This is a genomic window from Pseudomonas sp. KBS0710 (genome assembly GCF_005938045.2).
In the GTDB taxonomy this organism is placed as follows: Bacteria; Pseudomonadota; Gammaproteobacteria; order Pseudomonadales; family Pseudomonadaceae; genus Aquipseudomonas.
The window spans coordinates 2,051,285-2,071,780 of sequence record NZ_VCCF02000001.1; the positions used below are offsets into that span (position 1 = coordinate 2,051,285).

The 20,496-nt window shown below is 63.6% G+C and carries 8 protein-coding genes; all 8 read left to right on the top strand.

From position 1 onward, the window contains the following. Position 1: 1 nt before the first annotated feature. The 8 genes from FFI16_RS09640 (at position 2) to FFI16_RS09675 (ending at position 20,481) form a co-directional block, all read left to right on the top strand. Positions 2-12,622: a filamentous haemagglutinin family protein gene (locus tag FFI16_RS09640; protein WP_138815081.1), complete on the top strand. Its 12,621-nt coding sequence runs from the start codon at positions 2-4 to the stop codon at positions 12,620-12,622. 266 nt (positions 12,623-12,888) lie between these two features. Continuing rightward, positions 12,889-13,482 carry a transposase gene (locus FFI16_RS09645; RefSeq protein WP_138815396.1) on the top strand — a complete coding sequence of 198 codons (594 nt, stop codon included), beginning with the start codon at positions 12,889-12,891 and terminating at the stop codon, positions 13,480-13,482. A gap of 62 nt (positions 13,483-13,544) precedes the next feature. After that, positions 13,545-15,125, top strand: a complete 1,581-nt coding sequence (locus FFI16_RS09650) for a ShlB/FhaC/HecB family hemolysin secretion/activation protein (RefSeq protein ID WP_138815082.1) — start codon at positions 13,545-13,547, stop codon at positions 15,123-15,125. Positions 15,126-15,148: 23 nt separating this feature from the next. Continuing rightward, complete coding sequence (locus tag FFI16_RS09655; protein WP_138815083.1) at positions 15,149-16,948, top strand: DUF2341 domain-containing protein; 1,800 nt, start codon at positions 15,149-15,151, stop codon at positions 16,946-16,948. 11 nt (positions 16,949-16,959) lie between these two features. Then, positions 16,960-17,385, top strand: a complete 426-nt coding sequence (locus FFI16_RS09660) for a biopolymer transporter ExbD (RefSeq protein WP_138815084.1) — start codon at positions 16,960-16,962, stop codon at positions 17,383-17,385. Positions 17,386-17,388: 3 nt separating this feature from the next. After that, positions 17,389-18,090, top strand: a complete 702-nt coding sequence (locus FFI16_RS09665) for an energy transducer TonB (RefSeq protein ID WP_138815085.1) — start codon at positions 17,389-17,391, stop codon at positions 18,088-18,090. Between the two features lie 42 nt (positions 18,091-18,132). Further along, positions 18,133-19,833: a putative porin gene (locus FFI16_RS09670; RefSeq protein WP_138815086.1), complete on the top strand. Its 1,701-nt coding sequence runs from the start codon at positions 18,133-18,135 to the stop codon at positions 19,831-19,833. Between the two features lie 18 nt (positions 19,834-19,851). Continuing rightward, entirely contained in the window at positions 19,852-20,481 is a 630-nt protein-coding gene (locus tag FFI16_RS09675; protein WP_138815087.1) for a DNA repair protein, read from the top strand. Positions 20,482-20,496 lie beyond the last annotated feature (15 nt).

Sequence of the window (20,496 nt, forward strand, 5' to 3'; positions counted from 1 at the left end):
GATGCGTTCCCGACTGAAGCTGCCTGCTACCCGTGCCGACAAGGTGCTTGCCACCTCAGGTCAAGTGTTGCTGCTCAAACCCCTGGCCCAAGTCATTGCGCTGCTGGTGTTTGCCGGTGGCGCCCACGCGGCGCAGCCTCAGGCGTTCAGTTCGGGTTGGTTTGCGGCCAAGGGCGCAGCGCAAACGGCCGGCAGCGCACGTCCGGGTGTGGTGATGCCGGGAACGCCGCCGCCGTTGTCCCAGCAACAACGCGGCAACGAGCAGTTGCAGCGCTCCTTGCAGAACCTCAATACCAGTGTCGCCGCGATTGCCGCGCAACAGGCTGTGCAGGCCGCCGCCAGAAGCAGCGCGAGCGCAGGGCCGCAGAGCATCCACAACGGCCTGGGCGGCAATGGCTTGAATGTGGTGATCGGCGCGGACGGCAAGCCGCTGTTCGTCAACGCCGAAGGCCCGGTGCAGACCGATGCCAACGGCAAGACGCTGGTGTCGATCAAGCAGACGGCCGACAAGGCGATTCTCAATTGGCAAACCTTCAACGTGGGCCGCGATACCACCGTGCAGTTCCAGCAGAACAGCGATTGGGCGGTGCTCAACAAGATCAACAACAGCACTGCGCCGAGCCAGATCCAGGGGGCGATCAAGGCCGACGGCACGGTGATGATCGTCAACGGCAACGGTGTGGTATTCAGCGGCAGCAGCCAGGTCAATGTGCGCAATCTGGTGGCGGCGGCCGCCGGGTTCAGCGATGAGCAATTCACCGCCAGGGGCCTGTACAGCGCCAGCAACAGCGCACCGAGTTTTGCCCAGGCCGCCGGCAATGTGACCGTCGAACGCGGCGCGCAGATCCAGACCCAGGTGCCCGCCACATCGACTGCCGGTGGCGGTTATGTGTTGCTGCTGGGTAAAGAGGTGGCTAACGCCGGCAGCATTTCCACCGCGCGCGGCCAGACAGTGCTGGCGGCGGGCGACAGCTTTGTGATCAAGAAGGGCTACAGCACCGACGGCAATGTTGCTTCCACTACACGCGGCAACGAAGTCAGCGTCACGGGCACTGGCAAGGCCAGCAACACGGGGTTGATCCAGGCTTCTACGGGGGACATCACGTTGACCGGCCAGCAGGTGCTGCAAAACGGCGTGGTGCTTTCAAGCTCCTCGGTGGAAGCACGTGGCACCGTGCATTTGAAGGGCACCGGCAGCAACGCCAGCGTAAGCCTCGGCGAAGGCAGCCTCAGCGCTATTGTGCTCGACAGCAGCAACGCCCTCGACAGCCAGCGCGCCGGGTTGATCACCCCGGCGGCTGACCAGGCCGGCAACGTAGTACCGGCTGACGTGTACCGCCGTGACCAGTCCCTGGTAGAAATCACCAGTGACGGCACGGTGGATTTTCGCAGCGGCTCCCTGACCCTGGCCACTGGCGGCCAGGTCGGCGTCAAGGCGGCGCAGCGAACCTTGCTGCGCGATGGCGCGGTGATCGACGTGTCCGGCGCCATCGGCGTCAAGTTGGCGATGGAGTCCAACAGCGTCAAGGTCAATATCCAGGGCAACGAGCAGCGCGATGCGGCGGTCAACCGTGACGGCAAAGCGCTGAACAACAACGATGTATGGGTGGATGTCCGCGACCTGATTTTTGTCCCGGCCGGCACCAATGGCTATGCCACCGACCGCTGGTACACCGCGGGCGGCCTGCTGGAAGTGGGCGGCTATCTGGGCACGCGCAACCACGGCATTGGCGAATGGATGGCCCAGGGCGGCACCGTGACGTTCAGCGGCAAGGACGTGGTGACCCGGCAAGGTTCGCAGATCAACCTGTCGGGCGGCACCCTTGATGTGCAGGCCGGCAAAATCCAGCAAACCTGGCTCAAAGGCCCTGATGGGCGCTTGTACGAGCTGTCGAGTGCGCCAGGGGATTTACTCTATACCGGGATCTACAAGGGTTACGAAGACCACAGCCAGCGCTGGGGCGTGACCGACTATTACTACAACCCGCTGATCGCACCGCGCGAGCGCAGTGAAGCCGGCTATACCGTCGGGCGGGATGCCGGGCGCCTGGTCGTCAGTACCACCGGCGCCGTGCTGGAAGGGCAAATTGTCGGCGACACCTACCAGGGTGAGCGCCAGACCCAGGCCGCGCAAAAAGGCCTGGACGGGTACCTGCAATCGCAAAAAGCCGTGGCCCGTGGCGCCGCCCTGGTGGTGGGCAGCTATGTGCCGTATTACGTCAAGGACAGTGCCCAGTTGCAGTATGCCTTGGGTGCAGATGCCAACACGGTGAAGAATGTGGTGCTCGGGCCAAGGGCAGCTGCCGTCGCGGCCGGTTTGGACTTGAGCAGTGCACTGCCGACCGAGCGGCTGTCCACGCTGTATCTGGACAGTGACGCATTGAGCACGGCGAAACTGGGGGCGATCCAGATCGCCAGCACCGGCTCGATTCTGGTCAATGGCGCGCTGGAAGTGGAGCCCGCCGGTGACATCACCTTGTTCGGTCCCAGGATCGAGGTGAATGCCAACCTCACCGCGCATTCCGGCAGCCTGCAGCTGGGCAACGTGCTGGCGCAGATTACGCCCACCGGCAAGAACGACGTGACCCTTGGCGGTCGCGGCAGCTTGATCGTCAATGGTGGCGTGTCGCTGGATACCAGCGGCCTGTGGAGCAACCAGTTGCTCAGTGTGGGCGATAGCAGCCGGTTGCCCTACCTCAACGGCGGCAGCGTGGCCTTGCGCAGCAGCGGTGATATGCGCCTGGCGGCGGGCAGCCGGGTGGACGTGTCTTCCGGCGCGGCCCTGGATGCGAGGAACCAGTTGATCGGTGGCAAGGGCGGCGACGTCACGCTCGCGGCCAACGCCAACAGCGCAGACAGTCGCGGCAACCTGGCCCTTAACGGCGAGTTGCTCGGCTATGGCGTCAGTGGCGGCGGGCGCTTGAGTGTGCAGGCCGGCAAAGTGCTGATCAGTGATCAGCCCGGAGCGCCTCAAGCGGGCACGCTGCAACTCGACAGCGGGTTCTTCAACAAAGGCTTTGGCGCTTACGACATCACCGGCAACGAAGGTTTGTTAGTAGCCGACGGTACTCAGGTCGACGTGACTGCACCGGTGTACCGCCTCAACGACACCGCGCAAAACCTGGTGAGCGGCGCCGACCCGCGCAGCGCACTGCAAATCTGGACCCCGCCGCAATACCGCGAAACCCCCACCAAAGGCCAGTTGACGCCACGCAAAGGCGCGAGCCTGAACCTGCAAGCTGGCACACCATTGTCCACTGCCGCGCAAATGGCAGTGGTGCAGGCGCGCATTGGCCAGGGCGCGGTGATCAACGTGGATCCGGGCCAGTCCATCGGCGTGCGCAGCATTGGCCAGTTGACCGTGGACGGCACCTTGAATGCCTGGGGCGGCAACATCACCCTGGGTGGCGTCAGCGTGCAGCCCACGGTGGCAGATGGTGTTGAGGCCAAAGGTCACGACCGTTCGATCTGGGTGGGTGAGCACGCCGTGCTGGATGTGGCCGCACGCGCAGCCACTGCCGTCGACAGCCTGGGTCGGCGCTACGGCGTGGTGGGCCAGGGCGGCACTCTCGTGATTGGCGGGGTGATTGACCCGGCCACCGGCGTCGCCAGCGCGGCCAACCTGTTTGTGGTGGTGCGCGAAGGTGCACGCCTGGATGCTTCCGGTAGCCAGGCGCTACTGGACCTGTCTGGTGCTGGCCCCACGCTGGTTGCCAGCCGTGGCGGCACCATCTCCCTGGCTTCCAACAATGGCCTTTATCTGGACGGCACGTTCAGAGCCAACAGCGGCGGCACCGGTGCGGCGGGTGGCAGCCTGAACGTGGCCCTGGAAACGCCGTTGTACCTCGATACCGCAGCTGCCCGTGTGCGCCAGGCGCGTGAATTGATCGTCCGTGTCGGCGATTCAGGCGCGGCTTTACCAATCGGCAGTACGCCTGAAGCTGTGGCGGGCGGCTTGACCTATGGGCACGGACGGCTGACGGCCAACCAGGTCAGCGCCGGCGGTTTCGACAACCTGTCGCTGCTGAGCAACGGCCTGATCAGTTTTGACGGTGATGTGGCCTTGCGTCTGGGGCAGAGCCTGAGCCTGTATTCAGGGGCCATGGCTTTGACCGATAGCGCCGCGAGGCAGTCCCAGGTGCTGCTGGCTGCACCCTATGTGCGTCTGGCCGGAGTGGGTAACAACAACAGCGGCACCGACAGTGCAGTGCGCCCGACCGTGCAAGGTGGGGTTTCCTCACAAGGCGCGGCTGGCAGCTTGAGGGTTGAAGCCGCAAACGTTCTGGACCTGCGTGACAGCGTCAACTTCGGCGCCCATGCCGAACGCTCCAAAGCCTTGGCCAATGGGATTGACCGGCGCGCCTTCGACCAGGCCAACTTGGTCAGCCAGGGGGACATGCGCTTGCTGGCCCGCAGCGCTGACAACACCAAAACCGCCCTGACCACCCAAGCCGACCTGAACCTGATCGCCGCGCAGATTTACCCGACTACCGGGGCCGTTGCCGAGGTGACGGCTGGCAACACCGGCGGTGACTTTGACCCCGCGCGTAGGTTGCGCATCGGTCGGGTCGGCAATACGGCCCCGGCGCTGCCTTATTCAGTGTTTGGCAGCCTATCGCTGAACGCTTCGACCATCGAGCAAGGCGGCGTGCTGCGCGCGCCCATGGGCAGCCTCAGCTTGGGCGTGGACGGCGGCATCACCCGCTCAACCAAAGTGATCAATCTGTTGCCGGGCAGCCTGACCTCCGTCAGCGCCGGCGGCTTGGTGTTGCCCTATGGCGGAACAGTCGACGGTGTGACCTGGCGGTACGACGGCAAGCAGGTGGAGTTGCTGGGGGTCGGCGGCACCCGTAGCACAGGTAATATGGCGGTCGGGGTGGCGCTGACGGGCCGTTCGCTGAAGGTGCAGCAGGACGCGATTCTTGACCTTTCCGGTGGCGGTGAGCTGCTCGGTGCGGCCTTTGTTTCCGGGCGCGGCGGTTCCACCGATGCGCGCTACAACCCCTTGGTGCAAATGGGCGCGGACGGGCGCTTTACCTTGCCGGGGCTGGCGACTAACCCGGTCTATGCGATCGTTCCCGGCACTCAGCCCGGGGTGGCGCCCAGTGGTGGTGAAGCGGGGGCGATTGCGCCATTGGCAGGCCAACAAATCCACATCGGCACCGGCGTACCCGGCCTGCCGGCAGGTATCTACACCTTGCTGCCGTCCACTTACGCCTTGTTGCCGGGGGCCTTTCGAGTGGAGATCAACGGCCTCGCAGCACCGTTTGCCAGCGGCTCCCTGCGCAGCGCCGCCGGCATGAATAACGGCTCCTGGTCGACTGAAGGCTTCCTTTCGATTGCTGGCACTGGTATCCGTGACCGTTTGCCGAGCCAGGTGATCGTCACCCCGGCTGCCGTATTGCGCCGTTATTCCCAGTACAACGAGACGCCCTACGCGGACTTTGTTCGCGCTGATGCCGCACGCCTGGGGGTGCCACGCGCGGCGCTTGAAGCCGACGCCAAAACCTTGAAGTTGCGACTGGTGGACGGCCAAAAAGGTCTGGGCTTCGGCTTTGACGGTGAGGGTCGCTTTAAACCCTCGGAAGGCGGATTTGGTGCCACTGTCGCATTGCTGTCCGGCGGCGGCATTGAAGTGCTTGGCGATACTGCCCAAGCCAGTCCCGCTGAGTCGATGGTGTCGGTGCGCGCCAGCGATTTGAATGCCTTGGGGGCTGCCCGTTTGGTGGTGGGCGGTGAACTGACAGTGGTGTATGGCCAAAGTGGCAACTTCGTCAGGTCCGACCTGGCAGCCATCACTGCGAGTTCGGTGGTTGTACGCCAGGGCGCGACCCTGGCGGCACCGGAGGTGTTCCTGGTGTCGGGCCGGTCCTCGGGCGCGATTGAAATCGAGCAAGGGGCGTCGATCAATACCCTGGGGCGCGGTAAGGCCGCCTATGACTCGGATAATGGCTTTATCTATCAGCCAGGCACACGCAGTGTGTTGGCTGTCTCCAATGGGCGCTTGCAGATGCTGGCGCCGGTAAACGGTGACGGTTCCAGTGGGCCGGGCAGCATCCTCATCGGCCAATGCAGCCCGGGTGCCTGCGACGGCGACGCATCAGTTTATTCCGAAGGTTCGATTGCCTTTGCCACCACCAACCGGTTTGCCTTGAGTGACAGCGTGCGCTATGGCACCCGCCATCTGGCCCTGGCGGTGGGTGGGATCAACGTTGGCGGTGCCGAGGCGCTGGCTGACGCCGCTGCGCGCGGTGTGTTGCCGGCGGGCCTGACCCTCAACCAGCAGGTGCTGGACCGCTTGCTGCGCGGCGATGCTTCCAAAGGTGCGCCGGCCCTGCAAAGCCTGGCGCTGACCGCCGGGCAATCGTTGAATTTTTATGGCAGCACCATGCTTAGCACCCTCGACAGTTCGGGTAAGTCGCTGCTCGATGAGTTGCTGCTGACCACGCCTGCGATCTATGGGTACGGCAGCGCCAGTGATGTGGCGCTGATCCAGACCGGCACCTTGGTTTGGGGTGGTGCCACCCGCACGCCGCCAGCCGTGATCAGCAACGGTGCGGGCACCGGCAGCGGCACTCTGGCGTTGCAGGCCCGGCGCATTGCGTTCGGTTATGGCCGCGATGCCCAGCCCGACAGCCTGGCCAACAATGGCCGCATGACGCTGGGCTTTGCCACGGTTAACCTCAACGCCAGCGAGCGTGTCACTGCCAACCACAAAGGCAGCCTGACGGTATATCAGTCGCAAGGTGCTTACGAGGCTGGCAAAGGCTTTGCCTACAGCGGCGGCAACCTGAACATCAGCACGCCGTTGTTGACCGGCGAAGCCGGCTCGGTCAATCGCATAAGCGTCGGGGGCGCGTTGACTGTAACGGCGCCGGTCAGCGGCACGGCGCCAGTGAATGCGGCGGCCATCGACGCTTTGGGCGCGGAGCTGCTGCTGTCCGGGCGCAGCGTGGCGGTGGATAGCTCGGTGGTGCTGCCGAGCGGCAAGCTCACCCTCAGCGCCGATGAAGAACTGACCCTGGGCGCGGCTTCGCGACTGGACCTCAGTGGTCGCAAAGTGCAGATCAGCGATGTGAGTAAGTACAGCTGGGGCGGTGATGTCAGCCTGGAAAGCCGGCACGGCAACATTCGCCAGGCGACAGGCGCGCTGATCGACTTGTCTGCGCAGTTCAACCAGGGTGGCTTGCTCAAGGCTGTGGCGGTGGACGCTGGTGCCGGGCAAGTCGACTTGCAAGGGCAGGTTCGCGCCGGCAGCAGCGGCTATTACGATGCCGGTGGCACCCTGGTGCCGTACAAAGCCGGTGGTGTGGATATTCGCGCGCAGCAGCTAGGGGACTTTGCCGCCTTGAACCAGCGCTTGAACCAGGGCCAGGTCGTTGGCTCGCGCAGCTTCCAGCTCAAGCAGGGCGACCTGGTGATTGGCGATGAACTCAAGGCCAATCAAATCAACGTTTCGGTGGATAACGGCAGCCTGACGGTGCTGGGCACGATCGATGCCAGTGGCGAGCGGGTCGGCAGTATTCGCCTGGCCGGCAAGCAGGGCTTGACCCTTGCCGGCAGCGCGCTGCTCGATGCGCACGGCAGCGTATTGAGGGTCGACAGCTACGGCAAGATCATCGATGCGCCGAACCGGGCGATGGTGGAACTCAACAGCGGCGACGGTCAATTGACCTTGGCCGATGGCGCGCGTATCGACCTGCGCCACGGCACCGCTGCGGTCCTGGGCAGTGGTGCGGGACAGTACGACGGCGTGGCCCGGGGCACGTTGGAATTGAACGCGCCACGGCTCAATGCCAATGACGTGGCCATCGACGCAGGCGGGCAGGTCAACATCCAGGGCGCCCGCTCCATTGCGGTCAACGCGGTAGCGCGTTACAGCGATGCGCCGGTGGGCACCGAACCGTCGGCCAGTGGCCGACCGTATCAGGTGATTGACCAGAACTACCTCACGCAAAAGCACGCGCTCGCCGAGGCCTTCATCAACAACGCCCTGAATAACGCCGGGCTGATGCAGGGCAAACTCGCGGGCTTGAACAACAGCCGCTATGCCGAGGCGTTCCACTTGCGCCCGGGTGTGGAGATTGTCACCCAGGGCGACCTGGTGGTGAGCGGTGACCTGGATCTTTCCGGCTACCGTTACGCCAGCGTCAACCCCAACACGCCGAAGACTTCGGTGTACGGCTCAGGCGAGGTGGGCAGCCTGGTGGTGCGTGCCGGTGGCAACCTGGATGTCTACGGCAGTATCAACGATGGCTTTGCGCCGCCTCCGAAGACGCCGGACGATAACGGCTGGGTGCTGACGCCTGGCTTGCAAGGGTTCGGTGCCGATGTGATTGTGCCCGGCCCTGGCGTGGTACTCGCCAATGGCAGCGCATTCCCCACGGGCAAGACCCTCAACTACCCGTTGCCGATCCAGGCGACGACATTGGCCCAAGGCACTGTGCTGCCGACCCAGGGCACACTCGATGCACCACTGACGCTGCCGGCCAACACGGTGTTGAGCGCGGCGGTGCGCGACAGTGGCGGCAACCTGTTGTACGCCGCCGGCACCTTGCTGCAGCAACCTGTGGTACTGGCGGCCGGTACACAACTGGAAGCGGGCACGGTCTTGGCCGGCGCGGCTTCGCTGCGCGCCATGACCTGGCCGGCGGGCGTGCCACTGCCCAGCCGTGGGGGCGTGACGGGCAGTGCAACGGACGGTGTGTTGCTGGCCGGAAACCTGGCCCTCAAGGTCGGGGCGCTGATTCCGTACGGTACAGACGTGAAGTTGCCCAATGCTGCGGTTTCGGTGCCGTTGCGCACCGTGACCGGCGCCACTGCACGCCAGAACTGGGCCGTGGCGCCGATGCTGGCTGAAGGCTCGCAGTCGTGGTCGTTGCGCCTGGTCTCCGGTGCCGATACCCAGGCGGCTGATACCCGTGCGATCCAGCCAGCGTATGCCGGCGACCTGACCCTGGCCGACACCCACTACGGCATTTACGAAACCCACACGAAAACTATCGTGCCTGGGCAACCTGCGCGGCCAGGTGGTGCCTGGTACTGGAGTGAGTTGGGCGCCGAGCTGTTTGGTGGCGAGGCAGGTACTCCGGTGTCGGAGGCTGATTCGGGGGCTTGCGATGAGCCGCAGATGTGTGTGCGCGTCAAGTATGTGTGGAGTGATATCGCGGAGCTTTTCGGTTTCGTTCCCGGCCAACCGGTTTCACCGCAGGACGAAGGCACCTGCGACCCGGACATGTGCGTTTCCCTCGGTGAGCCGATTCCGGCGACACCCGAGACGGTGACTATTGGTGAGGTGAAACTGGTTTCGCCCGTGAGCCAGCACTTCAGCGTCCTGCGTACCGGTACGGGTGATCTGGACTTGATCGCGGCGGGCAATGTGGCGATGCAATCACCCTATGGTATCTATACCGCAGGTGCTTCCAGCGCTTCTCGTGCCGGCAGTGCAGCCGCCGGCTTCGACCGGGCCCGCGCCACCTCTGCGGATGGAACGGTACTGGGCACAGCGGCCAAGCCGTATGAAGCCTTGGTCGATAAAAGCAGCCCTTACGCCGCCTGGTATCCCGACGGCGGCGGCAATCTGTTGTTACGCACGGGGGGCAGCCTGACCGGCGATGTCTGGACACCGCTGACAAACAATGCAATGCCTAACGACGGTCGCACTCAACTCAACAGTGCCAACCTGGGTAACTGGCTGTGGCGCCAAGGTACGGGCAACACCGCGGGTGTGTCGCCCATTCCCACCAGTTGGTGGGTCAACTTTGGCACTTATGTACAGGGCGAGAGTGGCGCCAATCAGTATTTTGAAGACGTCGCGCAGATAAACCTGCTACCGCGCCTGGTGGGGTTCACCGGCGTGGGCACCTTGGGTGGCGGTAATTTAACCCTCGACCTGGGCAGCGATAGCGGCATGCTGGCGCGCCGTGGTTCAGCCGACGGCAGGCGGGCACCCCGCAGCCAGGCGTTGGTGTTGGCGGTGGGTAGCACCGGGCGGATGGTTGACGGCCAATTAATGCTTACCGGTGGCGGTGACCTGGATGTACGGATGGGCGGGGATTTAAACCCAGGGCTGGACGCCCGTGCGACCCGGCCAGATACCGCCAGCTTACTGTCAGGCGACTACAAGGTCGAAACGCTCAGCCTCAATGGCGTATTCACCAACCTGCGCGGCGCCTTGAACCTGCAGGCCGGCAGCCTGGGGGGCATTGCCTTGAACTACGGCGGAATGCGCGGGTACCAAGACGCCAAGGACACCCGGGCCTACTCGCCGTATACCGCAAGCCTGGGCACGGCCACCGGCGGGATTACGTTGATGCTGGGGGACGCTACGGCCAGCGTATCGACCCGCGGTGACCTGGTGCTGGCGGGGACGGGCGACCCGGGACGGGTGGCTACCGAAAATACCCAGGCGTTCAGTTACAACGGTAACGACTATGGCAATGCAACCACCTGGTTTTCGCTATGGACCGAGCGTACGGCTATTGACTTGTTTTCCGCAGGCGGCAGTCTGACGCCTAGCGTGCAAAGCGTGTCGCTGGGTAAAGGCGGCGACACTGAGCCCCTGCAAGGGCAGAACTACTCCAGGTCGGATGGGCGTTTCATTTTCCCCTCCAGGTTGGGTGTGGTAGCCGCCAACGGCAGTGTCTATCTCGGCGCGTCCGCCTTGGGTGTTGGCCCGCAACCCAACAATCCAGCTTATTCGTTATTGCTGGCGCCCTCGGACACAGGGCGCCTGGCCATGTTGGCCGGGGATTCGATCTACGCCAGTGGCTACGCGGTCAACCAGTCGGGTGAAAGCCTGGGTTCGATACCGACACCGTTCGCGCCAGCCTTTGTCGGCAGGAATGGGTTCAGCAGCGTCGTCGACAACCTGGGCGGTGACGCGATACAGGATGACTTTTCCTTGTTTGCTCTGCGCCGCCCAACCGATCTTGCGCGCCCAGGGTCTCAGGCACAGCCGGCCAGGTTTTATGCCGGGCAAGGCGATATTGTCGGCTTGCGCAGCGGTGAGATAATCTCGTTCACCAGCACCCGTCAGGGGCAAGTCCGTTATGAAGCGGCAGGCCCGGTGTGGATGCGGGCGGGGCGCGACATTGTGGGTTCGGGCACCTACCTGGGCGAGTCCACAGTGTTTCCCAAGCTTGCGGGCTACAACGGCGACTACACAGGCGAAAGCCGCGGCAACCTGTTCGTACACAACCGTCCAGAGGATGTCTCGGTGGTGTCTGCCGGACGCGACATTATCTACAGCAGCTTCAACGTCGCCGGCCCTGGTACCCTGGAAGTCAGTGCCGGGCGTAATCTGTTGATGGAAGACAAAGCCTCCATCACCAGCCTGGGCCCGGTGGCGGTGGGGGATTCCCGGCCGGGTGCGTCTATCGTGCTGGAAGCCGGGGTAGGGCCTGACGGCCTGGATTACCTGAAGTTCGTCACGCCTTACCTGGACCGCGCCAACCAAGCGCTCAACGGTGTGCCCCTGGCCGGGCAGACGGGCAAGGTGGTGAAAGCCTACGAGGCCGAGCTGTTGCAGTGGCTTAAGGAACGTTATGCCTTCAGTGGTGATGCCGAACAGGCGCGGGCGTACTTCGCTGGCCTGGGGCCTGAGCAGCAACGCATTTTTGCGCGCTCGGTGTACTTCGCTGAAGTGCGCGCGGGCGGTCGTGAATTCAACCTGAGCGCAGGCCCGCGTTCCGGCAGCTTTTTACGCAGCCGCGCGGCGATCGAAGGGCTGTTGCCGAGCAAGGACGTGGCGGGCAACCCAATTGTGTATGACGGCGATATCACCTTGTATGGAGGCGCCGGGGTGCATACCCGGTTTGGCGGCGACATCCAGATGCTCAGCCCTGGCGGGCAGCAGGTGTTCGGTATTGAAGGGACTGCGCCGCCGGCGACTGCCGGGGTGCTGACCCAGGGTGCCGGGGATATTCAATTGTATGCCCAGGGCAGCATCCTGTTGGGCCAGAGCCGCATCATGACCACCTTTGGCGGCTCGATTCTGGCGTGGTCCGATGCCGGTGATATCAACGCCGGTCGGGGATCGAAAACCACCGTGCTCTATACCCCGCCGAAACGCGTGTATGACAACTGGGGCAATGTGACCTTGTCGCCCAACGTGCCGAGTGCGGGGGCAGGTATTGCGACGTTGGCGCCGATTGCCGAAGTGCCGGCCGGTGATATCGACCTGTTGGCGCCGGCGGGCACCATTGATGCGGGCGAGGCGGGGATTCGGGTGTCGGGCAACGTCAACATTGCGGCGTTGCGTGTGGTCAACGCGGCCAATATCCAGACCCAGGGCAAGTCGTCCGGGGTGCCGGTGACGGCGGCGGTCAACACCGGGGCGATGACCTCGGCGAGTGCCGCAGGGGCGGCGGCGTCCCAGGCGGCGGAAGACGCGGCGCGCAGTCAGCAGGCGGCGGCGAAGCAGGGCAGGGCGTCGATCGTGACGGTGGAGGTGTTGGGTTTTGGCGCTGAGCCAGTGGAGCGTGAGCCGCAGCCTGCGGCCCAGCAGAAGACGTCGGGGTATAACCCCGGCAGCCCGGTGCAGGTGTTGGGAGCCGGGCCCTTGAGTGAACAGGCGCGGGCGCGGTTGACTGACGAGGAGCGTAGGCAGATTAGTTTGTAAGGGTTTTTGCGGGACCTCTCGTTGTAAGGTTTGGGGCAATCGGTGATTGCCCCTTTTTTGTGGGAGTATGGCTCTGCTGTTGCTCTGGCCCTTACATCCTTTTCCCCCAGCAAAAATTGCCCCCCACCCAATCCCAAATGAAGCTTTCATGACAAAAGTTCGGTAGGCCCCACCCACTCCCGTCTTGCCTATGTAACGCGCTGCAGGCGATCAAAAGTCGCCTCCAAAGCCGTCAGCAGGACGCCAGGAGTGGGGCAATGGGAACTATGGAACGTTATTCGAAAGTCGGCATGCAGGAGCTCGATCAGCGCCTGTCGAAGATCGTCGAAGCCGCGCGCAAGAAGCCGGTTTCGGTATACCGCTACGGCGCGCCGTGGGTGTGGATCGTCTCCCAGGACGATTGGCAAGGTGCCTTGAAGGAAGTCTCCAGCTACATCCCGGCGGGCCACTCGCTGGTGTTGTTGCGCCCGCAGATCGACGACGTGCTCGCACAGTACCGCGACTGGCTCCAACCCGAGCCGGGCATGCTGATCGCGCCGCACACCGTGGTGCACATCCTGTTGCTGCAACTGCTGTATTCGGTGCCCAGCGAACAGCAACTGCACGAGCAGCTCAACTACAACCTGCTGTTTCGCTGGTTCGTCGGCCTCGACCTGACCCAGAAGGTGTGGAGCCTGCACGCCCTGCAGCGTGACATCGCCAGCCTGTTGAACAACCCGCAGGCGGTGCAATTGATCCAGAAAATCATCGGTGAAGTGTTCTGTGGCGCCTTGCTGCACATGCCGGAGTTCTCGCTGAACTTCGCCTTGCTGCACACCTGGCTGGCCCGACACAGCCATCTTTCGACCACCAGCAATTGAGCAGGCCGAACGCCGTGCAATCGGTGAAGGCGCGCAACTTTTTTAGACAACCAGGGGGCGGTGTGGAGCATCTGTTCAAGTCAACGCTGGCGCTGTGCCTGACGCTGGGGGCCTTGGCCCAACCCGCGCTGGCCGAGGAGGAGGGCGCAGCACGGCGGGTCGACGTCAACGAGTACTTCGTGCGCGGCAATACCGTGCTGGATGCGGCGGCCATCGAGGAAGCGGTGTACCCGTTCCTGGGCCCGCAAAAGACCCTCGGCGATATCGAAGGCGCTCGCGATGCGCTGCAAAAGATCTACCAGGCGCGTGGCTTTCAGTCGGTGTTTGTGGAGCTGCCGGAGCAGAAGGTCGATGACGGCATCGTCTACCTGCAAGTCAGCGAAACCAAGGTCGGCCGCGTGCGCGTGGTGGGCGCCAAACACTATTCGCCGGTGGAAATCCGCGAAGAAGTGCCCGCGCTCAAGGAAGGCGCAGTGCCGGATTTCGCCAGTGTGCAAACCCAGCTCGCCGGGCTTAACCGTGGCGTCGGGCGCCAGGTCACGCCGCTGGTACGCGAAGGCGCGCGGCCCGGCACCATGGACGTCGATCTGCAAGTCGAAGACCAGAACCCCTGGCACGCCAGCATCGGCCTGAACAACGACTACAGCGCCGACACCGAGAAGCTGCGCACGGTGGCGACCCTGGGCTACGACAACCTCTGGCAACTGGGCCACAGCGTTTCCCTGACCTACTTCACGGCGCCCCAGGACAGCAGCAATGCCAAAGTCTGGTCGGGTTCCTACAGCGCACCGCTGGATGAGCGCTGGACCTTGCAGTTCTCCGGTTACCAGTCCGACAGCAACATCGCCACCATCGGTGGCAGCAACGTGTTGGGCAAAGGCCATTCCTACGGTGTGTCGGCGATCTACAACCTGCCGGCCAGTGATAACTGGGCCAATTCGTTTTCCTTCGGCGTGGACTTCAAGGACTTCGACGAGCAGCTCAAATTGGGCAGCAATGCCGACAAGGTGCCGCTCAAATATGCGCCGTTCACCTTCGGCTACAACGGCTATCGCTACAGCGAGCAATCGGCCCTCAGCCTGGGCTTGAACCTGGTGGTCGGCACCCGTGCGTTCTTCGGCTACGGCAGCGATGCCCAGGAGTTCGAGTACAAACGCTACAAGGCCAGCCCGAGTTTCGCGGTGCTTAAAGGCGATACCACTTACACCTACACCTTTGCCAGCGATTGGCAGACGGCGACCAAGGGCGGTTTCCAATTGGCCTCCGGCCCGCTGGTGTCCAACGAGCAGTATTCCGCCGGCGGCGCCACCTCGGTGCGCGGCTACCTGGCGGCAGAGCGCACGGGGGACGAAGGCCTGCTGTTCTCCCAGGAAATGCGCACGCCCTCATTGGCCAAGTTTCTCGGCAGCTACGTGCAGGAATGGCGCTTCTACGCGTTCGCCGAAGGCGCGCGCCTGCGCCTGCAAAAGCCGTTGGCCGAGCAAGAGGACGAATACAGCCTGGCCAGCGTCGGCCTCGGCACCCGCGCCAGTTTGAGCAAATGGTTATCCGGCAGCCTGGACTGGGGCTACCCGCTGCTCGATGGACCGAACACCCAGAAACAGGACTCGCGACTGCACTTCAGTGTGCAGGCGACTTTCTGACCTTTTCTCCCGGAGACTTCACCATGCAACGCCTATTCCTGAGCCTGTTGATCTGCCTGGGCTTCGCGCTCCCGGCCACCGCCCATGCCTGGTGGCAGGACGATTGGCACTACCGCAAACAGATCACCGTGGACACCACCGCCCAAGGCGCGGCCATCAATCAGGCCCTGGGCCGCACTGCACTGCTGGTGCGCCTGCACACCGGCAATTTCACCTTTGATGGGGTCAAGGACGATGGCAGCGATTTGCGCTTTGTCAGCGCCGATGACAAGACCGTGTTCAATCACCAGATCGAAAGCTTCGACCCGTTGATGGGCATGGCGCTGATCTGGGTCGATGTGCCCAAGGTCGAAGGCGGCCAGCGCCAGGAAATCTGGATGTACTACGGCAATCAGAAAGCCCCGGCCATCGCCAACGGCCAGCTGACTTTCGACCCGAACTACACCGGCGTTTACCATTTTGACGGGGCCAACGGCACCCCGGCCCGGGACACCACGGCCTACAGCAACACCGCGCTGAACGCCACCGGCGCCAGCATTGATGGCGTGATCGGCCGCGCCCTGCAGTTCGGTGGCCAGCCGCTGATGCTGCCGGCCAGCCCATCCCTGCAACACGTCGCCGGCGGTGCGTTGACCTTCAGTGCCTGGCTGCGCCTGGACCAGGCCAGTGGCGAGCAAATCGTCCTGGCCCGTCGCGATGGCGCCCATAACCTGTTGCTGGGCTTGAACCAAGGCACGCCGTTTGTGGAAATCGAGGGTCAGCGCGCGGTCTCCACCCAACCGTTGAACCCAGGCCAGTGGCAACACCTGGCGTTCACCGCCGAGGGCGAAAAAGTCGCGCTGTACGTCAATGGCCGTGAAACCGCGAACCTGGCGGTGGCCCTGCCTGCCTTCAATACGCAAATTGCGATCGGTGCCGATGTGCCGGAGGCGGGCAGTACGCACCTGCCGTTTGCCGGCGCCATGGATGAGCTGCGCCTGTCCAAAGTGTCGCGCCCGGCTGCGCTGTTGCTGGCCGATGCGAGTGCCCAGGGCGCCGAATCCAGGCTGGTGGCGTATGGCGTGGATGAAGAACAGTCGGGCTTCGGTTTCGGCAGCCTGGGCTTTTTGCTCAAGGCCGTGCCGATTGACGCCTGGGTGATCATCCTGGTGCTGGTGGCGATGATGGTTCAGTCGTGGTTCATCATGCTGCGCAAGAACCGTCAGGTCAGCCGCGTGAGCAGTGCCAACGAGATCTTCCGTGAGCACTTTGCACAGATCGGCACCCGCCTGGAAATGTATGCCGACGATGCGCAACTTTCTGAGCGCCTGAGTCACTCTTCGCTCTGGCGCCTGTACCTGGTGGCAGTCAAGGAGATCCGCACCCGTCGTGCCCAAGGCGCGGATACCTCATCGGTGTCGGCGGCCACCATCGAAGCCATCCGCTGCTCCATGGACGGCGTGCGCACCCGCGAAAACCAGGCCCTGAGTTCAAAATTGTCGACGCTCTCCAACGCTATCGCCGGCGGCCCTTACATCGGCCTGCTCGGTACGGTGCTGGGGATCATGGTGGTGTTCCTCGGCACGGCCATGGCCGGTGACGTCAACATCAACGCCATCGCCCCCGGCATGGCGGCCGCCTTGCTGGCCACGGCCATGGGCCTGTTCGTGGCGATCCCGGCACTGTTTGGCTACAACCGCCTGATCACGCGCAACAAGGAAGTCAGCGCCGACATGCGCGTATTTGTCGACGAGTTCATCACCCGCCTGGCGGAGATGCACGGCGAGAGCCAGTTCAGTGAAGCCGCGCACTCGCGCGGCCACCACGCCTCTGTTCCGGCCTGAGGAGAATCAGCATGGCTTCCGTAAATGCCGCCCACGACGATGACGATGACGCCGCCGTCGACACAATCAACATCACGCCCCTGGTGGACGTGCTGATGGTGGTGCTGGTGATGTTTATCCTCACCGCCACCGCCCAAGTGTCGGGTATCCAGATCCATCTGCCCAAGGCCAGCGCCTCGGTGTCGCTGTCTGAGGCCAAGACCAAGGCCATCTCCGTCAACGACGGCGGCCAGGTGTTCCTCGACGCCTACCCGGTGACGCTCGGTGAGCTGGAAGAGCGCCTGCGCATCGAGAAAGCACAGAACCCGGACTTCCCGGTGATCGTGCGCGGCGACGCCATGGTGCAGTACCAGAAGGTCATCGAGGTGCTCGATTTGCTGCGTCGGCTGGAGCTGTCCCAGGTCGGGCTGGTCACCGGCAAGCCGGGCCAGGGTTGAGCCATGACCGCACAGATGCCGATCCCGCCCATGCCCGTGAAAAACAAGCTGCTGCGCCCGCTGAAGTGGGGCGCTGGCCTGCTGCTGGCCGCCGTGGCGGCCTGGTTCCTGTGGCAGTGGGCCAATGACATGAGTGGCGTGCGCCGCGAAGCGCCGAAGGTGCCGACCATTATTCCGTTGCCGCCACCGCCGCCGCCACCACCGGAAAAACCCAAGGAGCCGGAGCCCAAGGTCGAAGAAAAAATCCCGGAGCCGGTGCCCACGCCTGAGCCCGAAGAGGTCAAGCCGGCGGAAGAAGCGCCGCCTTCGCCCGCCGATGATTTGGCCAACCCGATGCAGATCGATGGTGATGCGCAGTCCGGCAACGACGCGTTCAACATCGGCGCCGGCAAGGGCGGCGGCATGGCCGGTTCCGGTGGCGGTGGTTTGGGCACCGGTACTTACAAGCAGTACTTGGCAGGGCTGTTTCAGCGGCTGCTGCGCGATGACCCCGAGTTACGCAAAAAGGCGTACGCCGTGCAGGCCGATTTGTGGCTGAGCGCCGAGGGCCAGGTCGTGCGTGCAGAGCTGGTGAAGTCCAGCGGCGATGCCGAGACCGACGCGCAAGTGCTCGCCGCCTTGCGTGCGCCCCATGCCTCACAACGTGTTCCGGCAGCGGTGACGATGCCGGTGCGCCTGTCGCTCAAGGGCCGACGCCCGGATTGATCACACCCATTTCTTGCAGTTTTTTACAGGAGTTGCGTACACATGATTTCCCCCGTGAATCGACTGACCCTGGCGGTCGGCATGGTCATCGCGACCCTGGTCGGCCAGGCGACGGCAGCCCCGGTGGCACCGTCGGAAAACGTCACGATCAACCTGATCCGCCTGCTGGTGCAGCAAGGTGTGCTGACCCAGGACGCCGCCAATGGGTTGATCGCCCAGGCCGAACAACAAGCCCAACAGGCCCGCCAGGCCGCGGCTGCGCCGGTGGTCGCCAGCGGCCCGACCGCAGCACCCGGCGACGTACGCGTGCAGTACGTGCCCCAAGCGGTGCGTGACCAGATCCGTGACCAGGTCAAGGCCGAAGTCATGGCCACCGCCAAGCAGGAAAACTGGGCGCAGCCCAATACCTTCCCGGACTGGGTGTCGCGTGTCAGCTTCGATGGCGATATTCGCCTGCGTGACGAGTCGCGTTACTTCTCGGGCAACAACAGCAACGAAATTGTCGACTACGCCAAGCTCAATGAAAGCGGCCCGTATGACGTCAACAAAGACACCAACACCAAGTTGCCGCCGTTGCTCAATGCCAACAAAGACCGCGAAAACCTGTTCCGCCTGCGTGCCCGCCTGGGCATGAAAGCAGTGATCACACCTGAGTGGACCGCCGGTATTCGCATCGGCACCGGCTCCGACAACAACCCAGTGTCCACCACCCAGACCCTGGGTGGCGGCTTCGGTAAAAAGGACATCTGGCTCGACCAGGGTTACCTGAGCTGGAAAGCCACCCCGGACGTGACCCTCACCGCCGGGCGTTTCGCCAACCCGTTTTATTCCACCGATATTTTGTACTCGCCGGACCTGAACTTCGACGGTATCGCGGCCAACTTCAACCATGCGCTGAGCAGTGAATGGGGCGTGTTCGGCACCCTCGGCGTATTCCCCGTGGAATACACCTCCGACGCGTCCAGCAGCAACGGTTTCGACAAGGAAGACAGCGACACCAAATGGCTGTTCGGCGGGCAGATCGGCGCCAACTGGAAGATCAACCGCAGCAACAGCCTCAAGGGTGCGATGGCGTACTACCACTTTGACGATATCGAAGGCCAACGCTCCAGCCCGTGCAGGCCGTGGGCGGGTCAGCCTGCGTGTGATACCGACGGCTCGCGCCTGGCCTTTATGCAAAAGGGCAACAGCGTGTTCCTGCTGCGCGATATCACCCCCAACCCGGCCACACCTGGGTTGACCCCGCAGCCGCAGTTTGTGGGCCTGGCCTCCAAGTTCGACGTGCTCGACCTGAACCTGGCCTGGGACGCCGAGCTGCCCAGCGACTTCAAGCTGCGCACCCAGGGCAACTACATCCACAACCTGGCCTACGACAAGGGCGAGATGCTCAAGCGCAGCGAAGGCCAGATCGTCAACAACATCAACAGCAAGGGCCAGTTTGAAAGCGGCGGCAATGCGGCGATGGTGCAGTTCACCCTCGGCAATGCCTTCGAGATGCGCAAGCGCGGCGACTGGAACCTGTTGGCGGGCTACAAATACATCCAGCCCGACGCCTTGCCGGATGGTTTCAACGACTCCTCGTTTCACCTGGGCGGCACCAACGCCAAGGGCTATTTCGTGGGCGGCAACTACGGCATCGACAAGAACATCTACGCCAGCGCCCGTTGGTTGAGCGCCTCCGAAGTGTACGGCGCGCCGTTTGAAGTGGATGTGATGCAACTGGAACTCAACACGCGCTTTTGATGCGCAGGGAGATGCCACATGAACACGCGAATCTTAAGCGGCCTGTTGCTGGTGCTGGTGGCCACGGGCGTTTCGGCCGAAGGCATGGAGGAGCGCCTGCGCACGCAACTGCGTAGCACCACCCAACAGTTGCAGGCGCTGCAAAGCGAGCAGGCCCAGGCCAGTGCCGCGCGCATTGCCGCCGAAGCCCAGGCCAGGCAGGCCCAGGCGCAGATCAAGCAATTGAGCGCCGAGCTGGAAAAGGCCCGTGGTGCGGCCGAGCAATTGGCCGGCCAGCAGCAGAGCCTGCACAACCAGACGCAAGCCCAGGTGGCGGCCAGCAATGAGCAGGTCGGCAAGTTCAAGAAGGCCTATGACGAGTTGCTGGTGCTGGCCAAGGGCAAGGAAACCGAACGCGCCCGCCTGCAGGCGCAACTGAGCGAACGTGACACACAAGTGCAGCAATGTTCAGCCAAGAATCAACAGATGTACGGCGTGGCCAAGCAACTGCTGGCGGCCTACGAAAAAATCGACGTGGCCGAGGTGATGAGCATTCGCCAGCCGTTCGCCAGCAGCGCGCGGGTCAAGTTCGAGGAATTGGCCCAGGGTTTTGGTGATGAGCTATACCTTAATCGGTTTGATGCTCCGCACACCGCCCTTAATCAATGATCAACAAGGAAGAGA